The organism is Micromonospora orduensis, from assembly GCF_006228125.1.
Taxonomy (GTDB): Bacteria; Actinomycetota; Actinomycetes; order Mycobacteriales; family Micromonosporaceae; genus Micromonospora; species Micromonospora orduensis.
This window is the reverse complement of the sequence record NZ_VDFY01000106.1, coordinates 43,751-64,140: the sequence shown is the minus strand read 5'-3', so window position 1 is coordinate 64,140 and position 20,390 is coordinate 43,751. Positions and strand designations below refer to the sequence as shown.

Here is a 20,390-nt window from a genome sequence, read left to right as displayed (position 1 = left end):
CCCTCGGCAACCGGGGCCGGTTCCGGCGCGTCTTTAAGAGACGATGGGTCAGGGACCACGACTGTGAGGACATCATGCGAGCTAGCCAGGACCAGCTGATCCGGCCCCGGGGGCGACGCCGCGTGCTCGCGGCGGGGCTGCTCGCCGTGGCGCTGGCCTTGACCTCCGCCTGCACCGACGGCGGCGGCAAGCCGTCCTCGTGGCAGGGCGGCGGCGAGAGCCCGGCCCCCAAGGCCGCGGCGACCATCAGCGAACCGGCGGCCGACGCCAAGGACGTACCGGCGTCCACCGGCATCACCTTCACCACGAAGGACGCCGAGGAGACGACAGTCGAACTCAAGGACGCGGCCGGCAAGGCCGTCGAGGGCAAGCTCGCCGCGGACGGCAAGACCTGGCTCCCGGCCGGCGCGCTGGAGTACGGCACCAGCTACACCGCCATCGTGACCGCCACCGGAGACGACGGGCGCCCCGCCACCGCGACCAGCACCTTCACCACCATGGCCAAGCCCGGCAAGCAGATCCGGGTGAGCAGCTTCCTCGGCGACAACCAGGTCGTCGGCGTCGGAATGCCGCTGATCGTGAAGTTCGACCGGGCCATCCCGGAGGACTACCGCGACGACGTGCAGCGCCGGATGACTGTGACCTCCACGCCGGCCCAGGAGGGCATCTGGCACTGGGTCAGCCCCACCGAGGTCCGGTACCGGCCGAAGGAGTTCTGGAAGACCGGTAGCAAGGTCTCGTACCGGGTGCAGGCCGGCGGTCTGCCGATGGGTGCGGGCTGGTACGGCCGCGCCGACCTCTCCGTGGACATCAAGATCGGCGCCGCGGTCGTCATGACTGTGGACAACAAGACCAAGCGGATGACGGTGACCCGCAACGGCGCCGTGATCAAGACGATCCCGGTCAGCCTCGGCAAGAAGAGCACACCGTCGTCGAGCGGGACCATGGTCGTGATCGAGAAGCTGCGCAAGACGGTCTTCGACACGTTCGAGGAGCTGGGCCCGGAGGACGGCTACCGCACCAAGATTGACTTCGCGCAACGCCTCACCTGGGGCGGCGAGTTCATCCACGCGGCGCCCTGGTCCGAGGGCCAGCAGGGCAGCGTGAACGTCTCGCACGGCTGCGTGAACGTGTCGATGGCCAACGGCGACTGGCTGTTCAAGAACACCCAGATCGGTGACCCGATCACGGTCAAGGGCACCGAGCGCAAGCTCCAGAACGGCAACGGCTGGACCGACTGGAACATGAGCTGGGACGAGTACGTCAAGGGCAGCGCCCTGCCGTACGAGCCGCCGGCCGACCCGGACACCTCGCCGACGCCGGACGGGGCGCTCACGCCCACCCCCACGCCGACCGCCTGAGCGACCGGAACGACGAAAGCCCCCTCCGAATGGAGGGGGCTTTCCGTTGGGGTGACTGATGGGAATTGAACCCACGACAACCGGGACCACAACCCGGTGCTCTGCCAACTGAGCTACAGCCACCATGCCGCCGTCGCCCGGTCGTTCGCCCCGGGCGGGGTGCGGACCAATAATAGCCACACCGCGGCCGGGCACGTCCAGCGGGTTCCCGGCTCGGCGTCCGAGGGGTCAGAGTTCGGCGGCGATGCCCTTGGCGGTCTCGACGTCGGGGCCGGGCAGCGGGACGAAGATGGTGCGCCGGTAGTACTCCAGCTCCCGGATGCTCTCCCGGATGTCGGCGAGCGCCCGGTGCGCGAGGCCCTTCTGCGGCTGCCCGAAGTACACGCGGGGGTACCAGCGGCGGCACAGCTCCTTGATCGAGGAGACGTCGATCATGCGGTAGTGCAGGTGCGCGTCGAGGCGGGGCATGTCCCGGGCGATGAAGCCCCGGTCGGTGGCGATCGAGTTGCCGCACAGCGGCGCCGTACGCGGATCCTTGACGAAGGTGCGGACGTACTCCAGCACCAGGTCCTCGGCCTCGGCCAGGGTGACCGTCGAGCGGCGGACCTCCTCGGTGAGGCCTGACTTGGCGTGCATCGTCTGGACGATCTCGGGCATCGCCTCCAGCGCGGCCTCGTCGGCGTGGATCACCACGTCGACCCCGTCACCCAGCACGTTGAGATTGGGATCGGTGACGAGTGCCGCGACCTCGATCAGCTTGTCGCTGCCGAGGTCCAAACCGGTCATCTCACAGTCGATCCAGACGAGGAGTTCAGCCACCGGCACAGCCTACGCGCAGCCCACACCCCGTGGCTGCGCGCTCCGGGTGCGGCAGACCGCTAGGGTTTCTCAAGTGCCAGCAGAACCCGTCGCTCCGCCCGCCATCACCGAGGACGATCCCGGCGGCCGTACGGTCCGTCGGCTGGTGGCGGTGGTGGCCCTGGCCGCCGTGCTGCCGGCGCTGTACCTGCCAGGGCTGGTGCACAACTTCTTCGACCTGAAGATCTACATGTCGGCCATGGACTGGTGGACGGCCGGCAACCCGCTCTACGACTACGTCCAGCCGGACCGGGTGCAGGGCGAGTTGTACTTCACCTACCCGCCGTTCAGCGCCCTTCTGCTGTGGCCGTTCGGGCTGCTGCGGCTCGGTGCCACCGTGACGATCTTCACGGTGCTCACCATCCTGGCCGTGGTGGTGACGACCCGTTGGCTGGTGACGCCGGTGATCGCCAGGCACCACCTGCCCCGGGCGTTCACGCTTACCGTCGCCGTGCTGCTGGTGCTGGCCGTGGAGAGCACCCGCGAGACGATCACCTTCGGGCAGATCAACATGCTGCTGGTGGTGCTGATCCTGGCCGACCTGCTGTTCGCCGTACCGCAGGCGCGGCGGTGGGCCGGGGTCGGCGTGGGGCTGGCGACGGCGCTCAAGCTCTTCCCCGGCATCTTCATCGTGTACCTGCTGGCCACCCGACGGTGGCGGGCCGCGGTGGTGGCGAGCGCGACCGCGGCGGCGGCGACGCTGCTCGCGGCGGCGATCGCGCCGGAGGACTCGTGGCGTTTCTGGACCCGGGAGCTGTGGGACAACGACCGGGTGGGCCGCACCGACTACGTCGGCAACCAGTCGCTCTTCGGTCTGCTCAGCAGGTTCACCGCGCCGGAGAAGCCGGACCGGCCGCTCTGGCTGCTGGTGGTCGCCGTCGTCGCCGCCTATGGACTGTGGCGGGCGGCCCGCGCGGCCCGGGCCGGTGACCTGCTGACCGGCCTGACGTTGACCGGCCTGGTCGGCGCCCTGGTCAGCCCGATCACGTGGACCCACCACATCTACTGGTTCGTGCCGGCGGTGGTGCTGCTCGCGGACGCGGCGTTGAGCGCGGACCGGCCGGACGAGGCCCGCCGACGCCGGTGGTTGACCGGGCTCGCGCTGGTCGCCACCGCCGTGGTCGTCTACGGCGTGGTGACGTTCCAGAAGTGGGGCACCGCACCGGTCCGCACCCATGACCCGGTCGACTTCGTCACGCAGAACACGTACGTGCTCCTCAGTCTGGTGCTGCTGGCGGCCCTTCCGGTGCGCTCGGTGCGCCGCCGGCAAGTGGACCAACCGCAGCCCGAGGAAAAATCGCACCAAATGGACAGACATCCCCAGTAGCCGCTATCACGGTTTAATCTGGTCTCATCTACCTCAAGCGTCGCTCGGGTAGCACCGATCCCCCGGTGAGGGCGGCCCTCCGCGTCGGCAGCGCGGAGGGCCGCTCGCCGTCTCGTCCACCGCCACCGGCCGGGCCGTCGGCTCGGCCCCCGACGGCGGCCAGGCCAGACTCAACGTCACCTCGGGCGGGCGGGGCCGCTCCGCCGGCGCCTCCAGGTCGGCGAGGGTGGCCGGGCGGGCCGGCTCGGCACCGATCGCCGAGCGGGGTCGCTCCCCCGAGCCGACCGGAGCGAGCTGCCGCACCGCCGGAATCGGCGGGGCCGCAGCGTGCTCCCGGACGCCGAGGCCACTCAGCGAGGTGACCCCGAGGCGGCCGGCGAGCACCGGCACCTGGTCCGGTTCGACCACGAAGACCACCTCGCGGGGACGCTGTGGTCGCAGCAGGAGCAGCACCGCGCCCACCACCAGCAGCACCCCGAGGGCGAGCAGGCCCCAGGTCGCCGGGCCGGTCCAGGTGGCCCGCAACTCCGCCCGCAGATCCAGCGCGAGGTCGGCGCCGCCGTCCGGGCGCATCACCACCAGGCTCATCGGCTCGCCGGCCAGGTCGTCGGCCGTCCACTCCAGCGAGCCGATTCCCTCGCGTACCCAGAAGGGGCGGCCCAGCGGGCTGGCTGGCTCGCCGGCGGCCGGTACGACGGTCGGGCCGGCCGGGTCCAGCCGGACCGGCAGCGGACCCCGCGCCAACGCGACGCGGCGGACCGTGGCGTGCGGCACCGACTCCAGCCAGCGGCGCACCTCGGCGGTGGGCGCCAGGCCGACGAACGCCGGGCCGTCGGGCGTGCGGGCGTCCACCCGCAGCCGGGTCTGGGCGGTACGCGCGAAGGGCGCCTCCTGCCGCAGCAGCCGGTCGAGGTCGCCGACGACGACGGCGTGCCCGGGTGTGCGGACCGTCTCGAAGCGGGCGGCGAAGGCCCCACCAGGGTCGGCGTGCCGGGTCACCAGCCAGAGCGCCCCACCGGCGAACAGCGCCGGAATCCCGACGACCAACAGCAGCACTCCGGCGATCGCCCGCACGAAACGCATTCGCACCGTCCCCCTCCGTAGCCAGATACCCGGCCGACCTTACCGACGTCGACCGTCTGATCAGGGGATATCCACGGCACGACCGGTTCCGGCCACGAAAAGCAGGCTGGCCCGCCGGATGTCCGGCGGGCCAGCGGTTGCGCGGTGGGTCAGGACCTGGCGGCCGGATCCCGGCGGGTCCGGGCGAACGCCAGCCCACCCAGCGCCAGACCGGCCAGACCGGCGACGAGACCGGCGATCGCGAGGCCGACCGTCAGGCCGTCGCCCTCGTCGTCGTCATCGTCGTCGCGGGAGGCCACGGCGGCGGCCGGCGCGGCCGACGCCGACGGCGCGGCGGCCGTCAGGGTGAGCACCGGCGCCGGCTTCTCCGGCTCCGCGCCGCCCGGCTGCGGCTCGTCGATCCACCGCGACACGTTGCCGTCGGAGTACGTCTGGAGGGTCTTGAAGACCATCGACTCGACCTTGGGCAGCGGACCCATCGAGACCCCGAACTCCTGGAACTGGCCCGGCTTGACCGCGGCGTCCCCCGCAGCCGTCCAGGTGATCTTGGAGACCGCCTCGGTGATCTGGCTGCCGTGCACCTCGATGGGCGGATCCACCTTGCGCTTCTCCACGGCCACCGTCCACCCGGGCACCGGCTGCGTCGACACCGAGCCGACCGGGGCGTTCTCCGGCAGCACCACCTCCAGCTTGGTGGTCGACGCGGTGTCGCTCTCGTTGGGCACCCGGAACGCCAGCCGGGCGTAGCCGCCCTGGGTGGCCTCCTTCGGGTTCACGGTGACGTGGGCGGAGGCGGCCCCGGCGAAGCCGAGGACAGCGACGGCGGTGAACGCCAGGGCGGCAGCGGCGGTTGCGGTACGCCGGAGTCGGGTCATGGGTTTCGGGAGCCTCTCTAACGGATGGGCACGGTGGCGGTCACCGTGGCCTGGTCGATGTCGGTAGTCCGGACAGTGATCTTCAGCTGCCAGTCGCCGGCGGCCGGCAGGCTGACGTCGCCGTACGCGTGGTTGTCGACAAGCGGCAGCAGCGGGACGTCGATCGGCTCGATCCCGGCCGATGGCAGCGCCGCGGTGGCCTTCCACTCCGCCACCGGCAGCGGCTGCGACTGGTTGTCCGGGGCGTACGCGTACAGGTGGATCGAGTTGTTGCCCCGCTGCTGCGGGTCCAGTTCGACCCGCAGGGAGTACAGCGGGCTGGACAGGGTGGTGGTGAACAGCTCGGCCTGGGTGCCGGCGGGCTCCGCAACGGCGGTCCGCGCGGGTGTGGTCTGCACCAACGTCGCGGACAGGCCCAGCACCACCGCGGTGACGGCCAGCTCCACCCAGACCGCCCGGCGCACCGGCACCGGCCGCTGCGCGGCGACGCGTCGACGCACCATCTGCCGGGAGTACGCGGCCACGGCGATGACGATCGCGAACAGGCCGATCTTGGCCAGCAGCAGTCGTCCGTAGGTGGTGCTGACCAGGGCGTCGAGGGTGGCCACCTCGATCAACGCCTGGACGGTGCCGGCCAGCAGCAGCGCCGAGACGGCGAGCGCCGCCCACCGGGACCAGATCGGCAGGATCGCGCCCAGCTCCCGCTCGTCGGCCTGGCGCAGCAGGAAACCGCCGAGCATCAGCAGACCGCCCAGCCAGACCGCCATGCTGCCGAGGTGGACCGCGTCGACGACCACCGACACCGCAGGCGCCGGGGACGCCGCCGGGTGCCCGGCCAGCGGCCAGGTCAGCAGCGCGGCCCCGCCCAGCACGGCCAGGATGATCGCGTCCGCGCGGCCGGCCGGGCGGGCCAGCATCGGCCGGAGCAGGAACGCCGAGGCCGCCAGCAGGCCGAGCCGGACCAGGTGGGCGGCGCCGAAGGCACTGCCGAACACGCTGCCGAACCCCTCGCCGGTCACCGCGAAGATGCCACCACCGGCGGTGTAGGGCACCTGCAACCACAGGTCGGCGATGGTGGCCAGGGCCACCAATCCGAGGCCGGTCCAGGCCAGCCGGCTCGGCCCCCGCCGGGGAAGCCGCCGCGGCCACAGCGCGGCGAGCACCAGCACCGGCCCGACCAGCAGCACCAGGCCGGCGTAGCCGAGGAAACGGGCGACCTTCACCGCGTTGACGACCACCGGGTTGGCGCGGCTGTCGTTGCCGGCGTCGACAGGCGGGGTCGAGGGCGCGCCCACCGAGTAGGTGAAGGCGCCGGAGACCGGGTGACTGTCGGCGGAGATCACCCGGAAGGTGACCAGGTAGGTGCCGCGCTCGCCGGACGGGTCCACCGGGATGGTCACCACGGCCCCGTCGAACGACGGCTCACCCCGGTCGGCCCGGGAGCCGTCCGGCGCGATCACCCTCACCTTGTCGGGGACCTTGCGGACCGACTCGGTGAACGTGAGGACCACCTCGGACGGCCCGCTCGGCACCACCGCGGAGGCTGCCGGGCTGCTGCTCGACAGCACCGCGTGGGCGCTGGCGGGGGTGGCCGGCGCGATCAACAGGGCGACGACGGTGACCAGGAGACCGGCGGCTGCGGCCAGCCGGGTGATCCAACGGCGGGGGGCGACAGTCATGCCGGCCATGGTCGCCGACCGGCGTGGCTCTCGGCGACCCGAGGCGGGTGAACCGCTCACCTGCGCCCAGCCGCCAGCGCCGCGCGTACCTGGTCGCGTGTCATGAGCAGGTAGTCGGCGCGGCGCGGGGAAAAGTTCCCGACGTGGCGCAGACCATCCAAGGGCCGAAGGACCCTGACGCTCCGCCGGGCGCCGCGTAACCTGGGTTGTCGTGATCCCTGTCCCGCGTGACACAGGCGCCTCCGGTCCGGCCGAGCCGACCGGTGACGCCGTCCGGGATCCGGCGACCGAGTGGGCGTTGACCGCCCGTGACGGTGATCCCGCCGCTCAGGCCGCCTTCGTCCGGCTGACCCAGGCCGAGGTCTGGCGCTTCGCCGCGGCCCTGGTCGACACCGACAGCGCCGACGATCTGACCCAGGAGACCTACCTGCGGGCGTTCCGGGCGCTGCCGGCGTTCGAGGGTCGCTCCACGGCCCGCACCTGGCTGCTCGGCATCGCCCGGCGGGCCTGCGCCGACCATCTGCGGACCGTGGTGCGCCGTCGCCGGCTCGACGAGCGGTTGACGGCGAACGCGTACACCGACCGGCCGCATCCGGACCCGGCCGGGCAGTTCGGCGCCACCGATCTGGTCCGTCGGTTGAGCGCCGAACGGCGTGCCGCGTTCGTGCTCACGCAGCTGCTCGGCCTGTCGTACGCGGAGGCCGCCGCGATCGAGGGGGTGCCGGTGGGCACCATCCGGTCCCGGGTCGCCCGGGCCCGCGACGAGCTGGTCGAGGCGGTCGGCGACGCCCTGGCCGGCTGAACGCGGAACTTCCGGCGGAGATGAGACGACAAATGAGCGTGACAGCACCCCCAACCCGGGCCGGCCGCTGGCCCGTCGTCCGCCCCTGGCTCGGCGTCGCGGCCCGGCTCGGCCTCGCCGCCGTCTGGCTGATCGCCGGCGCGTCGAAGGTCGGCGACCTGGCCGCGTCCGGGCGGGCCGTCAACGCGTACCAGGTGCTGCCGTACGACGTGGCGACAGTGATCGGCGCCGCGCTGCCCTTCGTCGAGCTGGCGCTGGGCGTGCTCCTGCTGCTCGGGCTGGCCACCCGACTCGGCGCGGGGGTGTCGGTCGCGCTGCTCGTGGTCTTCATCGCGGGGATCGCCTCGGCGTGGGCGCGCGGCCTGTCCATCGACTGCGGCTGTTTCGGCAGCGGTGGGCAGTTGGCGCAGGGGCAGGCACCCAGTTACCTCCCGGAGATCCTGCGCGACCTGGGATTCTTGGTACTGGCCGGATTTCTACTGATCTGGCCACGTACGCCCGTATCGGTGGACGGGTGGCTGTCCGGCGAACCCGCTGTGGAGGACGAGGATGAGTAGTCGCAAGGGGCAGCGGGACGCCGCCCGGGTGGTCCGCGAGCAGCTCGCCCGCGAACGGCGCCGCCGCCGCACGATCTGGATCTCCGCCGCCGCCGTCGCCGTGCTGATCATCGCCGGCGTGATCGGCTGGGGCGTCTGGTCCAGCCAGAAGTCGGACACCTTCACCACCCCGCCCGGAGCGAACGCCGACGGCACCGGCATCGTCACCGGCGGCGGCCCGGTCACCATCGACGTCTACGAGGACTTCCTCTGCCCGGCCTGCAACCAGTTCGAGCAGACCAGCGGGGCCACCCTGGAACAGCTGGTCGCCGAGAACAAGGCGAAGGTCGTCTACCACCCGGTGGCGTACCTCAACCGCTTCTCCACCACCGAGTACTCGACCCGCTCCTCGGCCGCCTCCGGCTGCGCCGCGGCCGGCGGAAAGTTCCGGGAGTACGCCAAGGCGCTCTTCGCGAAGCAGCCACCGGAGGGCAGCGCCGGGCTCAGCAACGACGAGCTGATCGACATCGGCGCCGGGGTGGGGCTCGACCGTGGCTCGTTCGGCGGCTGCGTCAAGGACGGCACCTACCGGACGTGGACCGCGCACGTCACCGACGAGGCCAGCCGCAGCGACGTCACCGGCACGCCGACCATCCTGGTCAACGGCCAGCCGCTGGCCGACCGCAGCCCGCAGGGCCTCACCGCGGCCGTGGCGGCGGCCGGCAAGTGATCCGTACCCTGCTGGCCCGCGCCGGCCTGGTCGCCACCGCCGCCTGCGCGGCCACCCTGCTCACCGCGGCGCCCGCCGCCGCGCACGGCGCGGACGCCCCGAACGGCACCGACTACCGCACCCGGGCCACGGGCGTCACCCCGGCCCGGCCCGGCCTGGAGGTACGCGTCGTCGAGGCGGGCGCCCGACTGGAGTTGACCAACCGCACCGGCCGCCCGATCGAGGTGCTCGGCTACTCCGGCGAGCCGTACCTGCGAATCGGCCCGGACGGGATGTACGAGAACAGCCGCTCCCCGGCCACCTACCTGAACCGCACCCTCGCCGGGGACACGGCGCTCCCCGCCGACGCCGACCCGGCGGCGCCCGCGTCCTGGCGGCGCATCGCCGACGGGGACACGGCACGCTGGCACGACCAGCGCGCCCTGTGGCAGGAGTCGGCTCCGCCGGCTGCGGTACGCGCCGCGCCGGAGCGCGAACACCGGGTCCGGGACTGGTCGGTTCCGCTGCGCGACGGCACCGACCCGCTGCGGATCGACGGCACGTTGGACTGGGTGCCGCCGCCGGACGCGTACACCTGGTGGGCCGTGACCATCGTGGGGCTGCTCGCCGTGGGGGCGCTCGGCCTGCTCGCGGCCGCCTCCCCCGCCGGCGCACGGGCGCTGTCCGCGCTCGGTGCGCTGCTGATCGTCGGCGGGGCGGTCGCCGTGGTGTACCCGGTCGGGCGGGAGCTGGACGCCGGCGCCCAGGGTGTCGGGGGCGTGCTGGTCGGGCTGCTGTCCGGGCAGGTCTGGTCGCTGCTCACCGGCCTCGGCGCGATCGCCGCCGGCTGGTACGCGCTGGCCCGCCGGCCGGGAGCCGACTTCGTGGTCGCGCTGGGCGGGGCCTGTCTGGCGCTCCTCGCCGGCACGGCGAACGCCGCCGTGTTCGCCCGGTCCATCGCCCCCGTGCCGTGGACGCCCGAGGCAGCCCGCGTGATGGTCGCGGCGGTGCTCGTCACCGGCGCCGGCGCGACAGCCGCCGGCGTCCTGCGCCTGCACGCCACCTCCCGCGCCGCCACACCAGCTCCGCGGGTCGAGGCCACCGAGCGCGGGGCTACGCCGGCGGAGTGAAGCCGTACGGGAGTTCCAGGCGGTGCCGGGCCAGCAGGGTGGAGTCCGACAGCAGGTCGCGGGTGGGGGCGTCGGCGACGATCCGGCCACCGTCCAGGATCACCGAGCGATCGCACAGCTCCGCCGCGTACGGCAGGTCGTGGGTCACCATCAGCAGCGTCACCGGCAGGCCGCGCAGGATCTCGGCCAGCTCCCGGCGGGCCGCCGGATCGAGGTTCGACGACGGCTCGTCCAGCACCAGGATCTCCGGGTGCATGGCGAGGACGGTGGCCACCGCCACCCGGCGGCGCTGCCCGAACGAGAGGTGCTGCGGCGACCGGTCCCGGTGCTCACCCATCCCCACCGCGGCCAGGGCCTCGTCGACCCGGGCCGACAACTCCGCCCCGCGCAGGCCCAGGTTGGCCGGCCCGAACGCCACATCCTCCGCCACCGTGGGCAGGAACAGCTGGTCGTCCGGGTCCTGAAAGACGATGCCCACCCGGCGGCGCACCTCGGAGAGGGTGGCCCGGTCCGGTGTGACGGTCAGCCCGCCGACGCTCACGCTGCCCTCGGTCGGCGTGAGGATGCCGTTGAGGTGCAGCACCAGTGTGGTCTTGCCAGCGCCGTTGGGCCCCAGCAGCGCCACCCGGTCACCGCGCGGCACCGTCAGGTCCACGCCGTGCAGGGCGACGTGCCCGTCCGGGTACGCGTACCGGACACCACGGACGTCCAGCGAGACAGCGGTCTGCACGACTCCGATCATGTCAGCACGACGGCGGTGGCGGCGATGGAGGCCGCCACCACCGGCACTGTCGCCGCGACCAGCCACTGGCCGGTGGTCGCCGCGCCGTCGCCCTGCCACACGGCGGGCATCCGCCCGGTGTAACCCCGGGACAGCATCGCCAGGTAGACCCGCTCCCCGCGCTCGAAGGCGCGCAGGAACAACGCGCCGATCCCGGCGGCGAAGCCGCGCAGCTGCCACAGGAAGCGCGGGTCGTCGCCCCGGGAGATCCGGGCCACCCGCATCCGCCGCGCCTCGCCGACCAGCACATCGAGGTAGCGCAGCATGAACGTGGCGATCTGGGTGAGCACCTGCGGGCAGTGCAGCCGGTCCAGCCCCACGATCAGATCGCGGGTGGTGGTGGTCGCGGCGAGCAGCAGCGAGGCGAGGACGCCCAGGGTGCCCTTGGCCAGGATGTTCCACGCGCCGTGCAGCCCGTCCTCGGACAGCCGCAGGCCCAGCACCTCGACCCGCTCGCCGGCGCCCAGGAACGGCAGCGCCACGGCGAACAGCACGAACGGCAGCTCGATCAGCGCCCGGCTGAGCAGCCACCGCGGCCCCACCCGGGCCAGCGCCGCCACCACGGCCACCAGCAGGGCGTACGCGCCGAAGGCCCAGAACGCCTCGCGTGGGGTGGCCACCACGGCGATGGTGAAGACCACCATCGCCACGATCTTGACCTCGGGCGGGAGCCGGTGCACCGGCGAGTCCGACTCGCGGTACAGCACATGCCCGTGACCGGCACCCATCCGCGTACCCCCGCTCAGCCGTTGGCGCCGGCGTGGCGGCGGTCGTCGTCGGACGCCACGGCGTCGCCGCCGGCGGGCGTCGTCGCGTCACCGTCGGTCGGCGTGGTGCCCCGGCGGCGCACCAGCCAGAAGCCGCCGGCGCCGATCGCGAAGGTCACCAGCACACCGAGCACCCCGGACAGGCCTGTGGAGAGGAAGCTGTTCTCCACGCCGCGTACGCCGTAGTCGGCGAGCGGGCTGTCCCCCAACTCGTGGTCCTTCGCCTGCTGGGCCGGGCAGCTGCCGGCGACGATGTTGTCGTCGGCGTCGACCGTGCAGCCCTTGAGCAGGGACGAATCGAGCCCGTCCGGGTGGGACGAGGCGTAGTTGCTCACCACTCCGGCGAGCAGCAGGGCGACCAGCAGGCCGCCGGCCAGGAAGGCCCAGGAACGGTTCTTCATCGGACACCTCCGGCGACCGGGACGACGGGAGCGGCGGGCGTACGCAGGGAGCGCAGCGCGTACACCAGGTCGGGGCGCACCTTCGCGACGGTGAGCACGGTGGTCGCGGTGATCAGGCCCTCACCGATGCCGATGAGCAGGTGGACGCCGGCCATCGTGCCGGCCAGCCCGGCCAGGTTGCCGCCCAGGTCGGTGGTGCCACCGAGCCAGTACTGCACGACGAAGCCCTGCGACGCGACGACCACGCTGAGCATCGCGGCGACGAAGGCGGTCACCGCCAGGCCGGCGGGCGTACGGGGAAGCACCCTCAGCAGCAGGGCGATGAGCAGGTACGCCGCGGCGGTGCCGAGCAGCGCCATGTTTGTGATGTTGAGGCCGAGCATCGCCACGCCGCCGTCTCCGAAGATCAGCGCCTGGACGACGAGGACGACTGCCACGCAGAGCGCGCCGACCCACGGGCCGACCAGCATGGCGGCGAGCGCGCCACCGAGCAGGTGGCCACTGACCCCGGCCGTGAAGATCGGGAAGTTGAGCATCTGGACGGCGAAGATGAACGCGGCCACCAGGCCCGCCATCGGCGCCAGCCGGTCGTCCAGGTCGCGTCGAGCGCGCAGGACGCAGAAGGTGAGCGCGGCAAGTGCGAGTGCCGCGAAGACCGCCGCGACGGGACCGTTGATGATCCCGTTCGAGATGTGCATCGCCAGTGTCTCCACGCGACCTCCCAGCGTCAGCGGACCCGTGCGGGGCCGACCGGGTCAGCCTATTTCCCCAACCTCGTTGTTGCCAGAGTCTGGCAACAAGGCATGGTCTTGATCACCTTGCGCCGCCCCGGCGTCGCCGGTCTGTCGCGTCCCTGGCGCGGCGGCGGCGACAGCACCGCGCGGCCCGGCGGTAGGGTCGGGCCATGACCACGCCCGACCGCCTCTCCCCCGGTGACCCCGCCCCCGAGTGGACCCTGCCCACCGACACCGGCGACCAGCTCTCCCTCGCCGACCTGCGCGGCCGCAAGGTCGTCCTGTACGCGTACCCGGCGGCCATGACCCCCGGCTGCACCAAGCAGGCCTGCGACTTCCGCGACTCGCTCGCCTCCCTTCAGGCGGCCGGCTACGAGGTCGTCGGCATCTCCCCGGACAAGCCGGAGAAGCTGGCGAAGTTCCGCGACCGCGACGCGATCACCTTCCCGCTGGTGTCGGACGTCGACAAGGCGGTGCTCACCGCGTACGGCGCGTACGGCGAGAAGCAGCTCTACGGCAAGACCGTGACCGGGGTGATCCGCTCGACCTTCGTCATCGACGGCGACGGCAAGGTCGAACGGGCGCTCTACAACGTCAAGGCCACCGGGCACGTCGCCAAGCTCCGCCGCGACCTCGGCCTGGACTGACCTGTCATACCAGCCCGCTACCGTGCGTCAATGGTTCGGTACAAGTACACGCCCGAGGCGCTCGCGCAAGCGGCCGCCGCAGTGCGCAACATCACCGAGGTGATGCGGTTGCTCGGCGTACGCGTCAGTGGTGGCTAACACGCCCACATCAGCCGCCAGCTCAAGAGATCTGGCATCGACACGTCGCACTTCACGGGGCAGGCGCACAACCGAGGCGTATGTGCCCCAACTGCCACAGCCAGACCTCCACGTACGCTGGGCAGCGAAGGCCTACCCGCGTCGATGCCGAGGTGGTCTACGATCCTGACGCGGTTACTCCCACTGGCTTCCGAATAGGCAGACGACTGCCTCGTCGGCAAGAATGGCCGTGGATGCTGGTGGAGTACAGCTTCAGGGGGCCGTAGCCCAACGGCAGGAGGCATGCGGTTTAGGTCCGTACCAGTGCGGGTTCGAATCCCGCCGGCCCCACACAAGTTCGGTCAGAGCGCGTTGTCAAACGCGTCACTGTCGCGGGTCGCGGGCCTGGTCGCCGGGTCAGGATGGGCGGCGTGAGTCTGCGCTTCGTCCTCGACCCCGACCTGACGCCGAGCCTGCGTACCGAGATCGTCGCCCTCTGGACGGACGCCAGCAACGCCGGCGGTGCGGTGGGTTTCGTGCCGCCGGTCACCGCGGCCGACGTCCGTACGATCGCCGACCCGACCTTCGTGGACATCACCGAGGGGCCGGACCGGCTGCTGCTCGGGTACGACGGTGCGCGGCTGGTCGCCGTGCTGATCTTCTGCGACAACCGGTTCGGGCTCAAGGCGCACTGGTGTGTGCTGAAGCGGGTGATGGTGCACCCCGACGCCCAGGGCAGCGGATATGGCGCGGCGTTGATGCGGGAGGCCACCCGGTTGGGTCGGGAGATGGGCCACGAGGCGTTGCACCTGACGGTGCGCGACGGGTTGGGGCTGGACGGGTTCTACCGCCGCCTCGGGTACCGGGAGGTCGGCCGGTTGCCGGGGGCGCTGCGGGTCGCGCCCGGTGACGACCGGGACGAGATCCTCATGTGGCTCGACCTGACACCAGCCGACTGACCGCCCGGTCAGCCGCACCACCGCGCGGTCGCCCCGGCCGGACGGGTCGACGGCCTCTCGGCGGGCGGCGCGCTCGCCCTCGCGACCTCGACCGAGCGGGCCGGTGTCGGCGTGGCGGCGGCCCGGGTGGCGGACGGCCGGGCCGAGGCGGACTTCCGCGAACTGGTCGACGCGCCGGTCCCGTACATCCGGACCGCGCTGGTCTGGACCTGGCCGGGCGCCATCCGGATCCCCGAGGCGGTGGTCCGGTTGCCGTACACGTCGCTGACCCGGACGCTGAACGGTCCGGCGCCGGCGCCGGAGGGGATCAGCCAATAGTTGTAGTCCTGCCGGGCTGTCGACCGCCACGGGCCGCTGTCGCCCTGGCGGACCTCGACGGCGCGCAACGGGTTGCCGTGGTTACCGACCCGGACGGCGAACCAGAACTGCGACGCGCCCTCCTTGATCCGGAAGGTGAGGGGGCCGGGCAGCGGCGGGTTGACCACCGCGCGGTAGGTGACCGGGACGAGGCCCTGGACCGGGTTGGCGATCCGGGCGAACGCCTCCCGGGACAGGTCGAGATGGCCGGGTTCGCACTCCGGGCACTGGTCCATGATGAGGACCCGGACGGTGCCCTTCGGGCCGGTCACGTCGAGGAAGCCGCCGCAGGCGGCGCCTGCCGCGTACTCGCTCGGGCCGAGCGCGACGTAGAGCCGGTTGGCGGGCGCGGCCGGGTTCGAGCAGTTGCCGCCGGCGCCGTTGGAGTCGTAGAAGGTGGCCTTGCCGCTGTGCGTGGCGGTGCCGGTGGGCGGCGCGGCGCCGAGTGTGCGGCCGGCCGCGCAGGCCGGGGCCGAGCCGGAGCGCAGCGCCAGGCTGAGCCCGAGCGTCGCCGCGAGGACTGTGACGCCGGCGGCGACCAGCCAGGGCAGCGGACCGGGCGAGGACGCGGGCCGGTCGTCGGGAACCCGGTCCAGGTCGATGTCGATGTCGACGACCGCGGGAGCGCTTCCGTCCGTCACGACGGCGATGGTGCCGGACCCGCCAGTGCCCGGACAAGCGGGCTAAGCCAAAGCTAAGACAGCGTCGACGGACGGTGACCGGGGCGTGCCGGCGGCGACAGGCCCGCCGGTCAGGGCTCGACGACGACCCGGTCGCCCACCGCCAACGGTCCACCGTCGATCGGCACGACGTGCAGCCCGAACAGGAGCTTCTGCCGGATGTTGCGGTGGCGCGCGAGGGTGCGCAGGGGCTCCTTCGCGCGTACCCCGGTCTCCTGGTCGGTGGTGGTCACCACGCAGCGGTCGCACGGCCCGGCGGCGCGCATCCGCAGGCCGCCGACGCGCAGCGACCGGCCGGCCCAGCCGTCCTCGGCCCAGGCCGGCGCGCCGTCGACCACCAGGTTGGGCCGGAACCGGGTCATCGGCACCGGCTCCTCCCCCGCCTCGGCCAGCCAGCCGTTGAGCGCGCCGAGCGAGGCGGCGTTCGTCAGCAGCAGCGGGTAGGCGTCGGCGAAGCCGACCTGGTCGCCGGTGTCGTACTCACGGCTCTCGACGGGCAGGTGGCGGGTCGGCCGGGCCAGCCAGACCAGCCGGACCTGCCGGCCGAGCAGCGCGCCGAGCCAGGCGTCGGCCGCCGGACCAGCCGCCATGGCGGGGACCCGCAGCTCGCGTTTGCGGAAGGTCCGCACCAGCACCGGCTCGCCACCGGCGGGCTCGGGCACGTCGAGGTCGGGCCGCCCGTCGGCGCGCAGCGTCAGACCGCCCGGGCGCACGCTGGCGCGCAGGTCGACCAGCCGGGTCGTCTCCCGCTGGGTGACGCCGACGCCGTCGGCGTCCACCACCATCCAGCGCCGGTCGCCGGCCAGGCCCCACGCCTGCACGAACGCGCCGTCGTGGTCGACCCGGTGACAACCCTTGACGGGGTACGTGTGGATCGAGCTCAGCCGCACCCGCCTACCATGCCACGCCGATGCCGTCGCCCGGATACCAGTGGTTGGCCGGGCTCTCCCGGTAGGCGAGGAACCGTCGGCCGGTGCGCTCGGCGTGCTCGGCGAGCACGTTGGTGCTTGTGACGTTGTCGGTGAGCAGGATCGCGCCGGGGGCGAGCTTCGGCTCCACCGCGTCGAACTCACGCTTCTCGTGCGCGCGGCTGTGGTCACTGTCGTGCAGGAACAGGTCGACCGGTCGGTCCAGCGCCCCGATCGAGGTGATCGAGTCGCCGATCACCAGGTCGACGACCTCGGACCAGGGCGCGCCGGCGGCGAGGTAACCGGCCTCCGGGTTGATGTCCAGCGAGGTGACCCGACCCGGGTGGCCCTCCTGCGCGTTGCGCAGCAGGGCGGCGGCCAGCACGCAGGTGCCCAGCCCCTTGTCGACGCCGGTCTCGACCACGTGCGCGGGCCGGGTGGCGCGGACGATCGCGTACCAGCCGACCCGGCGGGCGTAGCGCACCCGCCTGTCGGCGAGGCCGCGGCGGGCGGCGCCGGCGGTGGCCCGCTCGATGTGCTGGCGCAGCGCCTGGTCGGACTCGATCTCGTCGATCCACGCGCGGACCTGCTTGACCGGCTGGTCGCAGACCACGCTGACGAACCAGGCCAGGTGCTGGCGGCTGAGCTTGGTCAGCTCGTACGTGTAGTTGTGGTGCTCGCGGGACGTCACCAGCCAGCGGGCGGAGACGCGGAGCACCCGGGCGTCGTGGCGGGCGACCCGGGCGAACCGCTTGGGGAAGGCGGCGACGGGCGCGAGGGGCGTACGGGCGATGGCCCGGCGCAGCTTCGATGGGTCCACGGCTGTTTCATACCAGGTCCGGGGCACCGCTGGTCGGGAAAAGATTTCAGTCGTCAAACGGACCCATGTGGACCGCCTCCGGGGTACGTGAGCGGAACCCGCAATCAGTAGCATCGGAGTTCATGCGGTATCGCCAGGAGCACGCGGAGCCCGAGACCCAGTTCATCGAGGCACAGCCACCATCGGAGCCGACGCAGGAGGCACCACCGAAGCGCCGCCGGTGGAAGAAGGCCGTGCTGATCACCCTCGCGGTTCTGGTGCTGCTCGCCGGTGGCGGCGTGCTCGCCGGAGGGCTCTACTACCGTTCGGTCAACAACGGGATCGAGCGTGTGGACGCCTTCGACGGCGTACCGGAGGCCGAGCGCCCGCCGGTGGTCGAGAAGGCCAAGGGCGCCATGAACATCATGATCCTGGGCAGCGACTCGCGGGACCCGGAGAGCGACTCGGGCTCCCGTACCGACACCATCATCCTGGCCCACATTCCGAAGGACCACTCCAGCGCCCAGCTCATCTCGATCCCCCGGGACACCTGGGTGAACGTGCCGAAGTCGGCGCAGGGTCGCGGCGGACGGGACGCGAAGATCAACGCATCGTTCGCCTGGGGTGGGATTCCGCTGATGGTGCAGACGGTGGAGAAGTTCACCGGGGTCCGCGTCGACCACGTCACGATTGTCGACTTCGGCGGTTTCAAGGAGATCGTGGACGCCCTGGGCGGCATCGACGTGGACGTGGAGAAGGGCTTCACCACGTTGTACGCGCTCAACGGCAGCCGGACGTTCGCCGCCGGTCGGCAGCGGATGGACGGCGCCGCGGCGCTCGACTACGCCCGGGAACGCCACGCCTTCGCCGACGGCGACTTTGCCCGCATCCGGCACCAGCAGCAGGTCATCAAGGCGATCCTGGACAAGGCCGCGTCCGGCGGCACGCTCGCCAATCCGGCCAAACTCAACTCGTTCGTCAAGGCGACGGCGGACGCGGTGGCGGTGGACAAGTCGCTGAACCTGCTGGATCTCGCCACCGATCTTCGGGAGCTGCGCAGCGGCAACCTGACGTTCCTGACCTGCCCCACGAAGGGCACCGGAACGATCGGCGGCGAGAGCGTGGTCCTGGCCGACAAGGAGAAGGCCGCACAGGTCTTCGAGGCGGTCCGGAGCGACAACGTGCCGGAGATTCTGTCCGCCGCGCAGTAGTGCCCGCCGACCACGGTGGCGCGTCCCGGCCGAGCCTGACGTTCGGTCGCCGTTCTGGTCGCGGTCTCCACACGGGCGATCACGGGGAGGTCCACAGTGTCAAGTCAGCCGACGACCAGCGCATCCCTCGTGCCCCCGACCCGGCAGCCGGAGACCGGGACGGAGCCGGCCGGCCTGAGCACCACCGCCGTCCTGCCGTACGCCCGGTCCCGCACGTCGTCGCGTACCCGGTGGCTGCGGGCGTGGATGGTGACCGCGCCCGTCGACGTCGTCGCGCTGGTCGCCCCGCTGGTGCTGAGCCACGACTACTGGAAGGGCACGCTTGCCAACGCCGCACTGACGGTGGCCCTCTTCACGGCCGGAGGCCTCTACCGGCCGCGCCGGCACGTGAGCATCCTGGACGAGTTGCCCGGCCTCTGCGGGCGCCTGCTGGCCTCCGCCGCGATCGTGGCGATCATCGCGGCGGAGCGCCACTCGTCGGTGACGTACGTGGGCGGGTTCATGCGGGGCGTCGCGCTGTCGGCGGGGCTCGTGATCCTCGGGCGGGCGGCCAGCCGGGCGTTCACCGTCCTGTCCCGCAAGCGTCGCTGGGCGGAGCACAACGCGATAATCGTCGGGGGCGGGCCGATCGGCGTCGAACTCGCCCGCCTGCTGCGCCGCTACCCGCAGTACGGCCTGCGGTTCGTCGGCTGCGTCGACGCCCCGTCCCGCCAGGACACCGAGGTGCTGCCGTTGAGCGGCACCCTGTCCGACCTCGAACACCTCGTCCGGTTGCTGGAGTGCGAGGTGCTGGTCATCGCCGATCCGGACTGCCAGGAGTCCACTCTGATGGAGACCCTGCTGCGTCCCCGCAGCTCCCGTTGTGACCTCTGGGCGGTGCCCCGCCTGTGGGGGTCCCGCTCGCACAGCGGCTACCCGGACCACATCGGAGCGTTTCCGATCGTCAAGATCAGGGACATCGCGCTTACCGGTCCCCGCTGGGCGATCAAACGGGCGTCCGACATCGTGTTCGCGGGGTTCGCGCTCATCCTGATGAGTCCGCTGCTGCTGCTCTGCACGATCGCCACGTTCGTCGACGGTGGCCCGGGGATCTTCTTCCACCAGGAGCGGATCGGCCGGTACGGCAGGCCGTTCAACGTCATCAAGTTCCGGACCATGCACCCGGTGAACGAACACGAGTCGCAGACCAGGTGGTCCATCGCGTACGACCACCGGGTCGGGCCGATCGGCCGGTTCCTGCGCCGGACCTCACTGGACGAGCTGCCCCAGCTGTGGAACATCCTGCGCGGCGACATGAGCGTGGTCGGTCCGCGGCCGGAGCGGCCGTACTTCGTCGAGAAGTTCTCCGCCGAGTACCCGACCTACGCGGCACGGCACCGCGTTCCCGTGGGGCTCACCGGCCTCGCGCAGGTCAGCGGCCTGCGGGGCGACACCCCGATCTCCGACCGGGCCCGGTTCGACAACTACTACATCGAGAACTGGTCACTGTGGTTGGACGTCAAGGTGGTGCTGCGTACGGTCGCGGAGGTGTTCCGTGGCGGCGGGCGTTGAACCGCCGCACCCGCCGCGCGCAGGCTCCGGGGTGGAGCCGTCGACCTGGTTGCGGGTGCCGGAGCGTTCGGGTAGACATTGCCAGCGGTGTGGACCTCGTCGTCCCCGCCGGTGCGCC

21 protein-coding genes and 2 tRNA genes are annotated in these 20,390 nt (G+C 72.3%); 11 read left to right on the top strand and 12 right to left on the bottom strand.

The features are described 5' to 3' along the window. The first annotated feature begins 74 nt into the window (after positions 1-74). Positions 75-1,361: a L,D-transpeptidase gene (locus FHG89_RS06770; RefSeq protein WP_139583496.1), complete on the top strand. Its 1,287-nt coding sequence runs from the start codon at positions 75-77 to the stop codon at positions 1,359-1,361. 47 nt (positions 1,362-1,408) lie between these two features. Here the strand turns inward: FHG89_RS06770 and FHG89_RS06765 are convergent. Both FHG89_RS06765 and orn read right to left on the bottom strand, forming a co-directional pair. Continuing rightward, positions 1,409-1,484: transfer RNA gene (locus FHG89_RS06765), tRNA-His, on the bottom strand. A 105-nt stretch (positions 1,485-1,589) separates the two neighbouring features. Then, positions 1,590-2,186 carry an oligoribonuclease gene (orn, locus tag FHG89_RS06760; protein WP_139583495.1) on the bottom strand — a complete coding sequence of 199 codons (597 nt, stop codon included), beginning with the start codon at positions 2,184-2,186 and terminating at the stop codon, positions 1,590-1,592. Positions 2,187-2,253: 67 nt separating this feature from the next. On the opposite strand from orn, the gene FHG89_RS06755 reads away from it, so the two are divergent. Continuing rightward, the gene (locus tag FHG89_RS06755) at positions 2,254-3,546 is read left to right on the top strand and encodes a glycosyltransferase family 87 protein (protein WP_139583494.1); all 1,293 of its coding nucleotides are present in this window, start codon (positions 2,254-2,256) and stop codon (positions 3,544-3,546) included. 33 nt (positions 3,547-3,579) lie between these two features. Here the strand turns inward: FHG89_RS06755 and FHG89_RS34410 are convergent, their stop codons facing one another. From FHG89_RS34410 to FHG89_RS06740, 3 genes are all read right to left on the bottom strand, one after another. Then, a complete protein-coding gene (locus FHG89_RS34410; protein ID WP_425280157.1) occupies positions 3,580-4,629 on the bottom strand; it encodes a hypothetical protein in 1,050 nt (349 codons plus the stop codon). Between the two features lie 149 nt (positions 4,630-4,778). Further along, positions 4,779-5,504, bottom strand: coding sequence for a YcnI family copper-binding membrane protein (locus FHG89_RS06745; RefSeq protein ID WP_139583493.1), 726 nt, complete (start codon positions 5,502-5,504; stop codon positions 4,779-4,781). A gap of 17 nt (positions 5,505-5,521) precedes the next feature. Then, positions 5,522-7,192: a copper resistance CopC/CopD family protein gene (locus tag FHG89_RS06740; RefSeq protein ID WP_139583492.1), complete on the bottom strand. Its 1,671-nt coding sequence runs from the start codon at positions 7,190-7,192 to the stop codon at positions 5,522-5,524. Between the two features lie 202 nt (positions 7,193-7,394). Between FHG89_RS06740 and FHG89_RS06735 the strand changes: the two genes are divergently transcribed. Genes FHG89_RS06735 through FHG89_RS06720 form a run of 4 tightly spaced genes read left to right on the top strand, consistent with a single transcriptional unit; the run spans position 7,395 to position 10,360 of the window. Then, a complete protein-coding gene (locus FHG89_RS06735) occupies positions 7,395-7,985 on the top strand; it encodes a sigma-70 family RNA polymerase sigma factor (RefSeq protein ID WP_139583491.1) in 591 nt (196 codons plus the stop codon). 32 nt (positions 7,986-8,017) lie between these two features. Then, positions 8,018-8,542: a MauE/DoxX family redox-associated membrane protein gene (locus FHG89_RS06730; protein ID WP_139583490.1), complete on the top strand. Its 525-nt coding sequence runs from the start codon at positions 8,018-8,020 to the stop codon at positions 8,540-8,542. Beyond that, positions 8,535-9,251, top strand: a complete 717-nt coding sequence (locus FHG89_RS06725; protein ID WP_139583489.1) for a DsbA family protein — start codon at positions 8,535-8,537, stop codon at positions 9,249-9,251. The genes FHG89_RS06730 and FHG89_RS06725 overlap by 8 nt, the downstream gene beginning before the upstream one ends. Continuing rightward, the gene (locus tag FHG89_RS06720) at positions 9,248-10,360 is read left to right on the top strand and encodes a hypothetical protein (protein WP_139583488.1); all 1,113 of its coding nucleotides are present in this window, start codon (positions 9,248-9,250) and stop codon (positions 10,358-10,360) included. Before FHG89_RS06725 ends, FHG89_RS06720 begins: the two co-directional genes overlap by 4 nt. On the opposite strand, the gene FHG89_RS06715 is transcribed toward FHG89_RS06720, so the two are convergent. From FHG89_RS06715 to FHG89_RS06700, 4 genes are read right to left on the bottom strand one after another with little or no spacing between them, the layout of a single operon-like run. Then, positions 10,344-11,102, bottom strand: a complete 759-nt coding sequence (locus tag FHG89_RS06715; protein WP_139583487.1) for an energy-coupling factor ABC transporter ATP-binding protein — start codon at positions 11,100-11,102, stop codon at positions 10,344-10,346. The two genes, FHG89_RS06720 and FHG89_RS06715, sit on opposite strands and share 17 nt — an antisense overlap. Further along, positions 11,099-11,869 (bottom strand): cobalt ECF transporter T component CbiQ, encoded by a 771-nt coding sequence (cbiQ, locus tag FHG89_RS06710; RefSeq protein ID WP_139583486.1) that lies wholly within the window; start codon positions 11,867-11,869, stop codon positions 11,099-11,101. The genes FHG89_RS06715 and cbiQ overlap by 4 nt, the downstream gene beginning before the upstream one ends. A 14-nt stretch (positions 11,870-11,883) precedes the next feature. Further along, a complete protein-coding gene (locus FHG89_RS06705; protein ID WP_139583485.1) occupies positions 11,884-12,309 on the bottom strand; it encodes a PDGLE domain-containing protein in 426 nt (141 codons plus the stop codon). Continuing rightward, positions 12,306-13,022 (bottom strand): energy-coupling factor ABC transporter permease, encoded by a 717-nt coding sequence (locus tag FHG89_RS06700; RefSeq protein ID WP_139583484.1) that lies wholly within the window; start codon positions 13,020-13,022, stop codon positions 12,306-12,308. Before FHG89_RS06700 ends, FHG89_RS06705 begins: the two co-directional genes overlap by 4 nt. Positions 13,023-13,213: 191 nt before the next feature. Between FHG89_RS06700 and bcp the strand changes: the two genes are divergently transcribed. The 3 genes from bcp to FHG89_RS06685 all read left to right on the top strand — a co-directional run bounded on the left by bcp (position 13,214) and on the right by FHG89_RS06685 (position 14,766). Then, the gene (bcp, locus tag FHG89_RS06695; protein WP_139583483.1) at positions 13,214-13,690 is read left to right on the top strand and encodes a thioredoxin-dependent thiol peroxidase; all 477 of its coding nucleotides are present in this window, start codon (positions 13,214-13,216) and stop codon (positions 13,688-13,690) included. A gap of 394 nt (positions 13,691-14,084) precedes the next feature. Next, positions 14,085-14,158: transfer RNA gene (locus tag FHG89_RS06690), tRNA-Leu, on the top strand. 80 nt (positions 14,159-14,238) lie between these two features. Beyond that, positions 14,239-14,766, top strand: a complete 528-nt coding sequence (locus FHG89_RS06685) for a GNAT family N-acetyltransferase (protein WP_208760880.1) — start codon at positions 14,239-14,241, stop codon at positions 14,764-14,766. An 8-nt stretch (positions 14,767-14,774) separates the two neighbouring features. On the opposite strand, the gene FHG89_RS06680 is transcribed toward FHG89_RS06685, so the two are convergent. From FHG89_RS06680 to FHG89_RS06670, 3 genes are all read right to left on the bottom strand, one after another. Further along, positions 14,775-15,764: an expansin EXLX1 family cellulose-binding protein gene (locus FHG89_RS06680; protein ID WP_139583481.1), complete on the bottom strand. Its 990-nt coding sequence runs from the start codon at positions 15,762-15,764 to the stop codon at positions 14,775-14,777. A 110-nt stretch (positions 15,765-15,874) separates the two neighbouring features. Continuing rightward, positions 15,875-16,693, bottom strand: coding sequence for an MOSC domain-containing protein (locus FHG89_RS06675; RefSeq protein WP_139583480.1), 819 nt, complete (start codon positions 16,691-16,693; stop codon positions 15,875-15,877). Positions 16,694-16,697: 4 nt separating this feature from the next. Continuing rightward, positions 16,698-17,531, bottom strand: a complete 834-nt coding sequence (locus FHG89_RS06670) for a class I SAM-dependent methyltransferase (protein WP_139583479.1) — start codon at positions 17,529-17,531, stop codon at positions 16,698-16,700. 122 nt (positions 17,532-17,653) lie between these two features. Between FHG89_RS06670 and FHG89_RS06665 the strand changes: the two genes are divergently transcribed. Both FHG89_RS06665 and FHG89_RS06660 read left to right on the top strand, forming a co-directional pair. Continuing rightward, positions 17,654-18,721: an LCP family protein gene (locus FHG89_RS06665; RefSeq protein WP_139583478.1), complete on the top strand. Its 1,068-nt coding sequence runs from the start codon at positions 17,654-17,656 to the stop codon at positions 18,719-18,721. 96 nt (positions 18,722-18,817) lie between these two features. Continuing rightward, positions 18,818-20,272 carry a sugar transferase gene (locus tag FHG89_RS06660; RefSeq protein WP_244295210.1) on the top strand — a complete coding sequence of 485 codons (1,455 nt, stop codon included), beginning with the start codon at positions 18,818-18,820 and terminating at the stop codon, positions 20,270-20,272. Positions 20,273-20,390 lie beyond the last annotated feature (118 nt).

Bases quoted from the DNA above. Each gene is read 5' to 3' on its own strand.
- FHG89_RS06770 (WP_139583496.1), top strand. From the start codon at position 75: ATGCGAGCTAGCCAGGACCAGCTGATCCGGCCCCGGGGGCGACGCCGC.
- FHG89_RS34410 (WP_425280157.1), bottom strand. From the start codon at position 4,629: ATGCGTTTCGTGCGGGCGATCGCCGGAGTGCTGCTGTTGGTCGTCGGG.
- FHG89_RS06745 (WP_139583493.1), bottom strand. From the start codon at position 5,504: ATGACCCGACTCCGGCGTACCGCAACCGCCGCTGCCGCCCTGGCGTTC.
- FHG89_RS06740 (WP_139583492.1), bottom strand. From the start codon at position 7,192: ATGGCCGGCATGACTGTCGCCCCCCGCCGTTGGATCACCCGGCTGGCC.
- FHG89_RS06730 (WP_139583490.1), top strand. From the start codon at position 8,018: ATGAGCGTGACAGCACCCCCAACCCGGGCCGGCCGCTGGCCCGTCGTC.
- FHG89_RS06725 (WP_139583489.1), top strand. From the start codon at position 8,535: ATGAGTAGTCGCAAGGGGCAGCGGGACGCCGCCCGGGTGGTCCGCGAG.
- FHG89_RS06715 (WP_139583487.1), bottom strand. From the start codon at position 11,102: ATGATCGGAGTCGTGCAGACCGCTGTCTCGCTGGACGTCCGTGGTGTC.
- cbiQ (WP_139583486.1), bottom strand. From the start codon at position 11,869: ATGGGTGCCGGTCACGGGCATGTGCTGTACCGCGAGTCGGACTCGCCG.
- FHG89_RS06705 (WP_139583485.1), bottom strand. From the start codon at position 12,309: ATGAAGAACCGTTCCTGGGCCTTCCTGGCCGGCGGCCTGCTGGTCGCC.
- bcp (WP_139583483.1), top strand. From the start codon at position 13,214: ATGACCACGCCCGACCGCCTCTCCCCCGGTGACCCCGCCCCCGAGTGG.
- FHG89_RS06665 (WP_139583478.1), top strand. From the start codon at position 17,654: ATGCGGTATCGCCAGGAGCACGCGGAGCCCGAGACCCAGTTCATCGAG.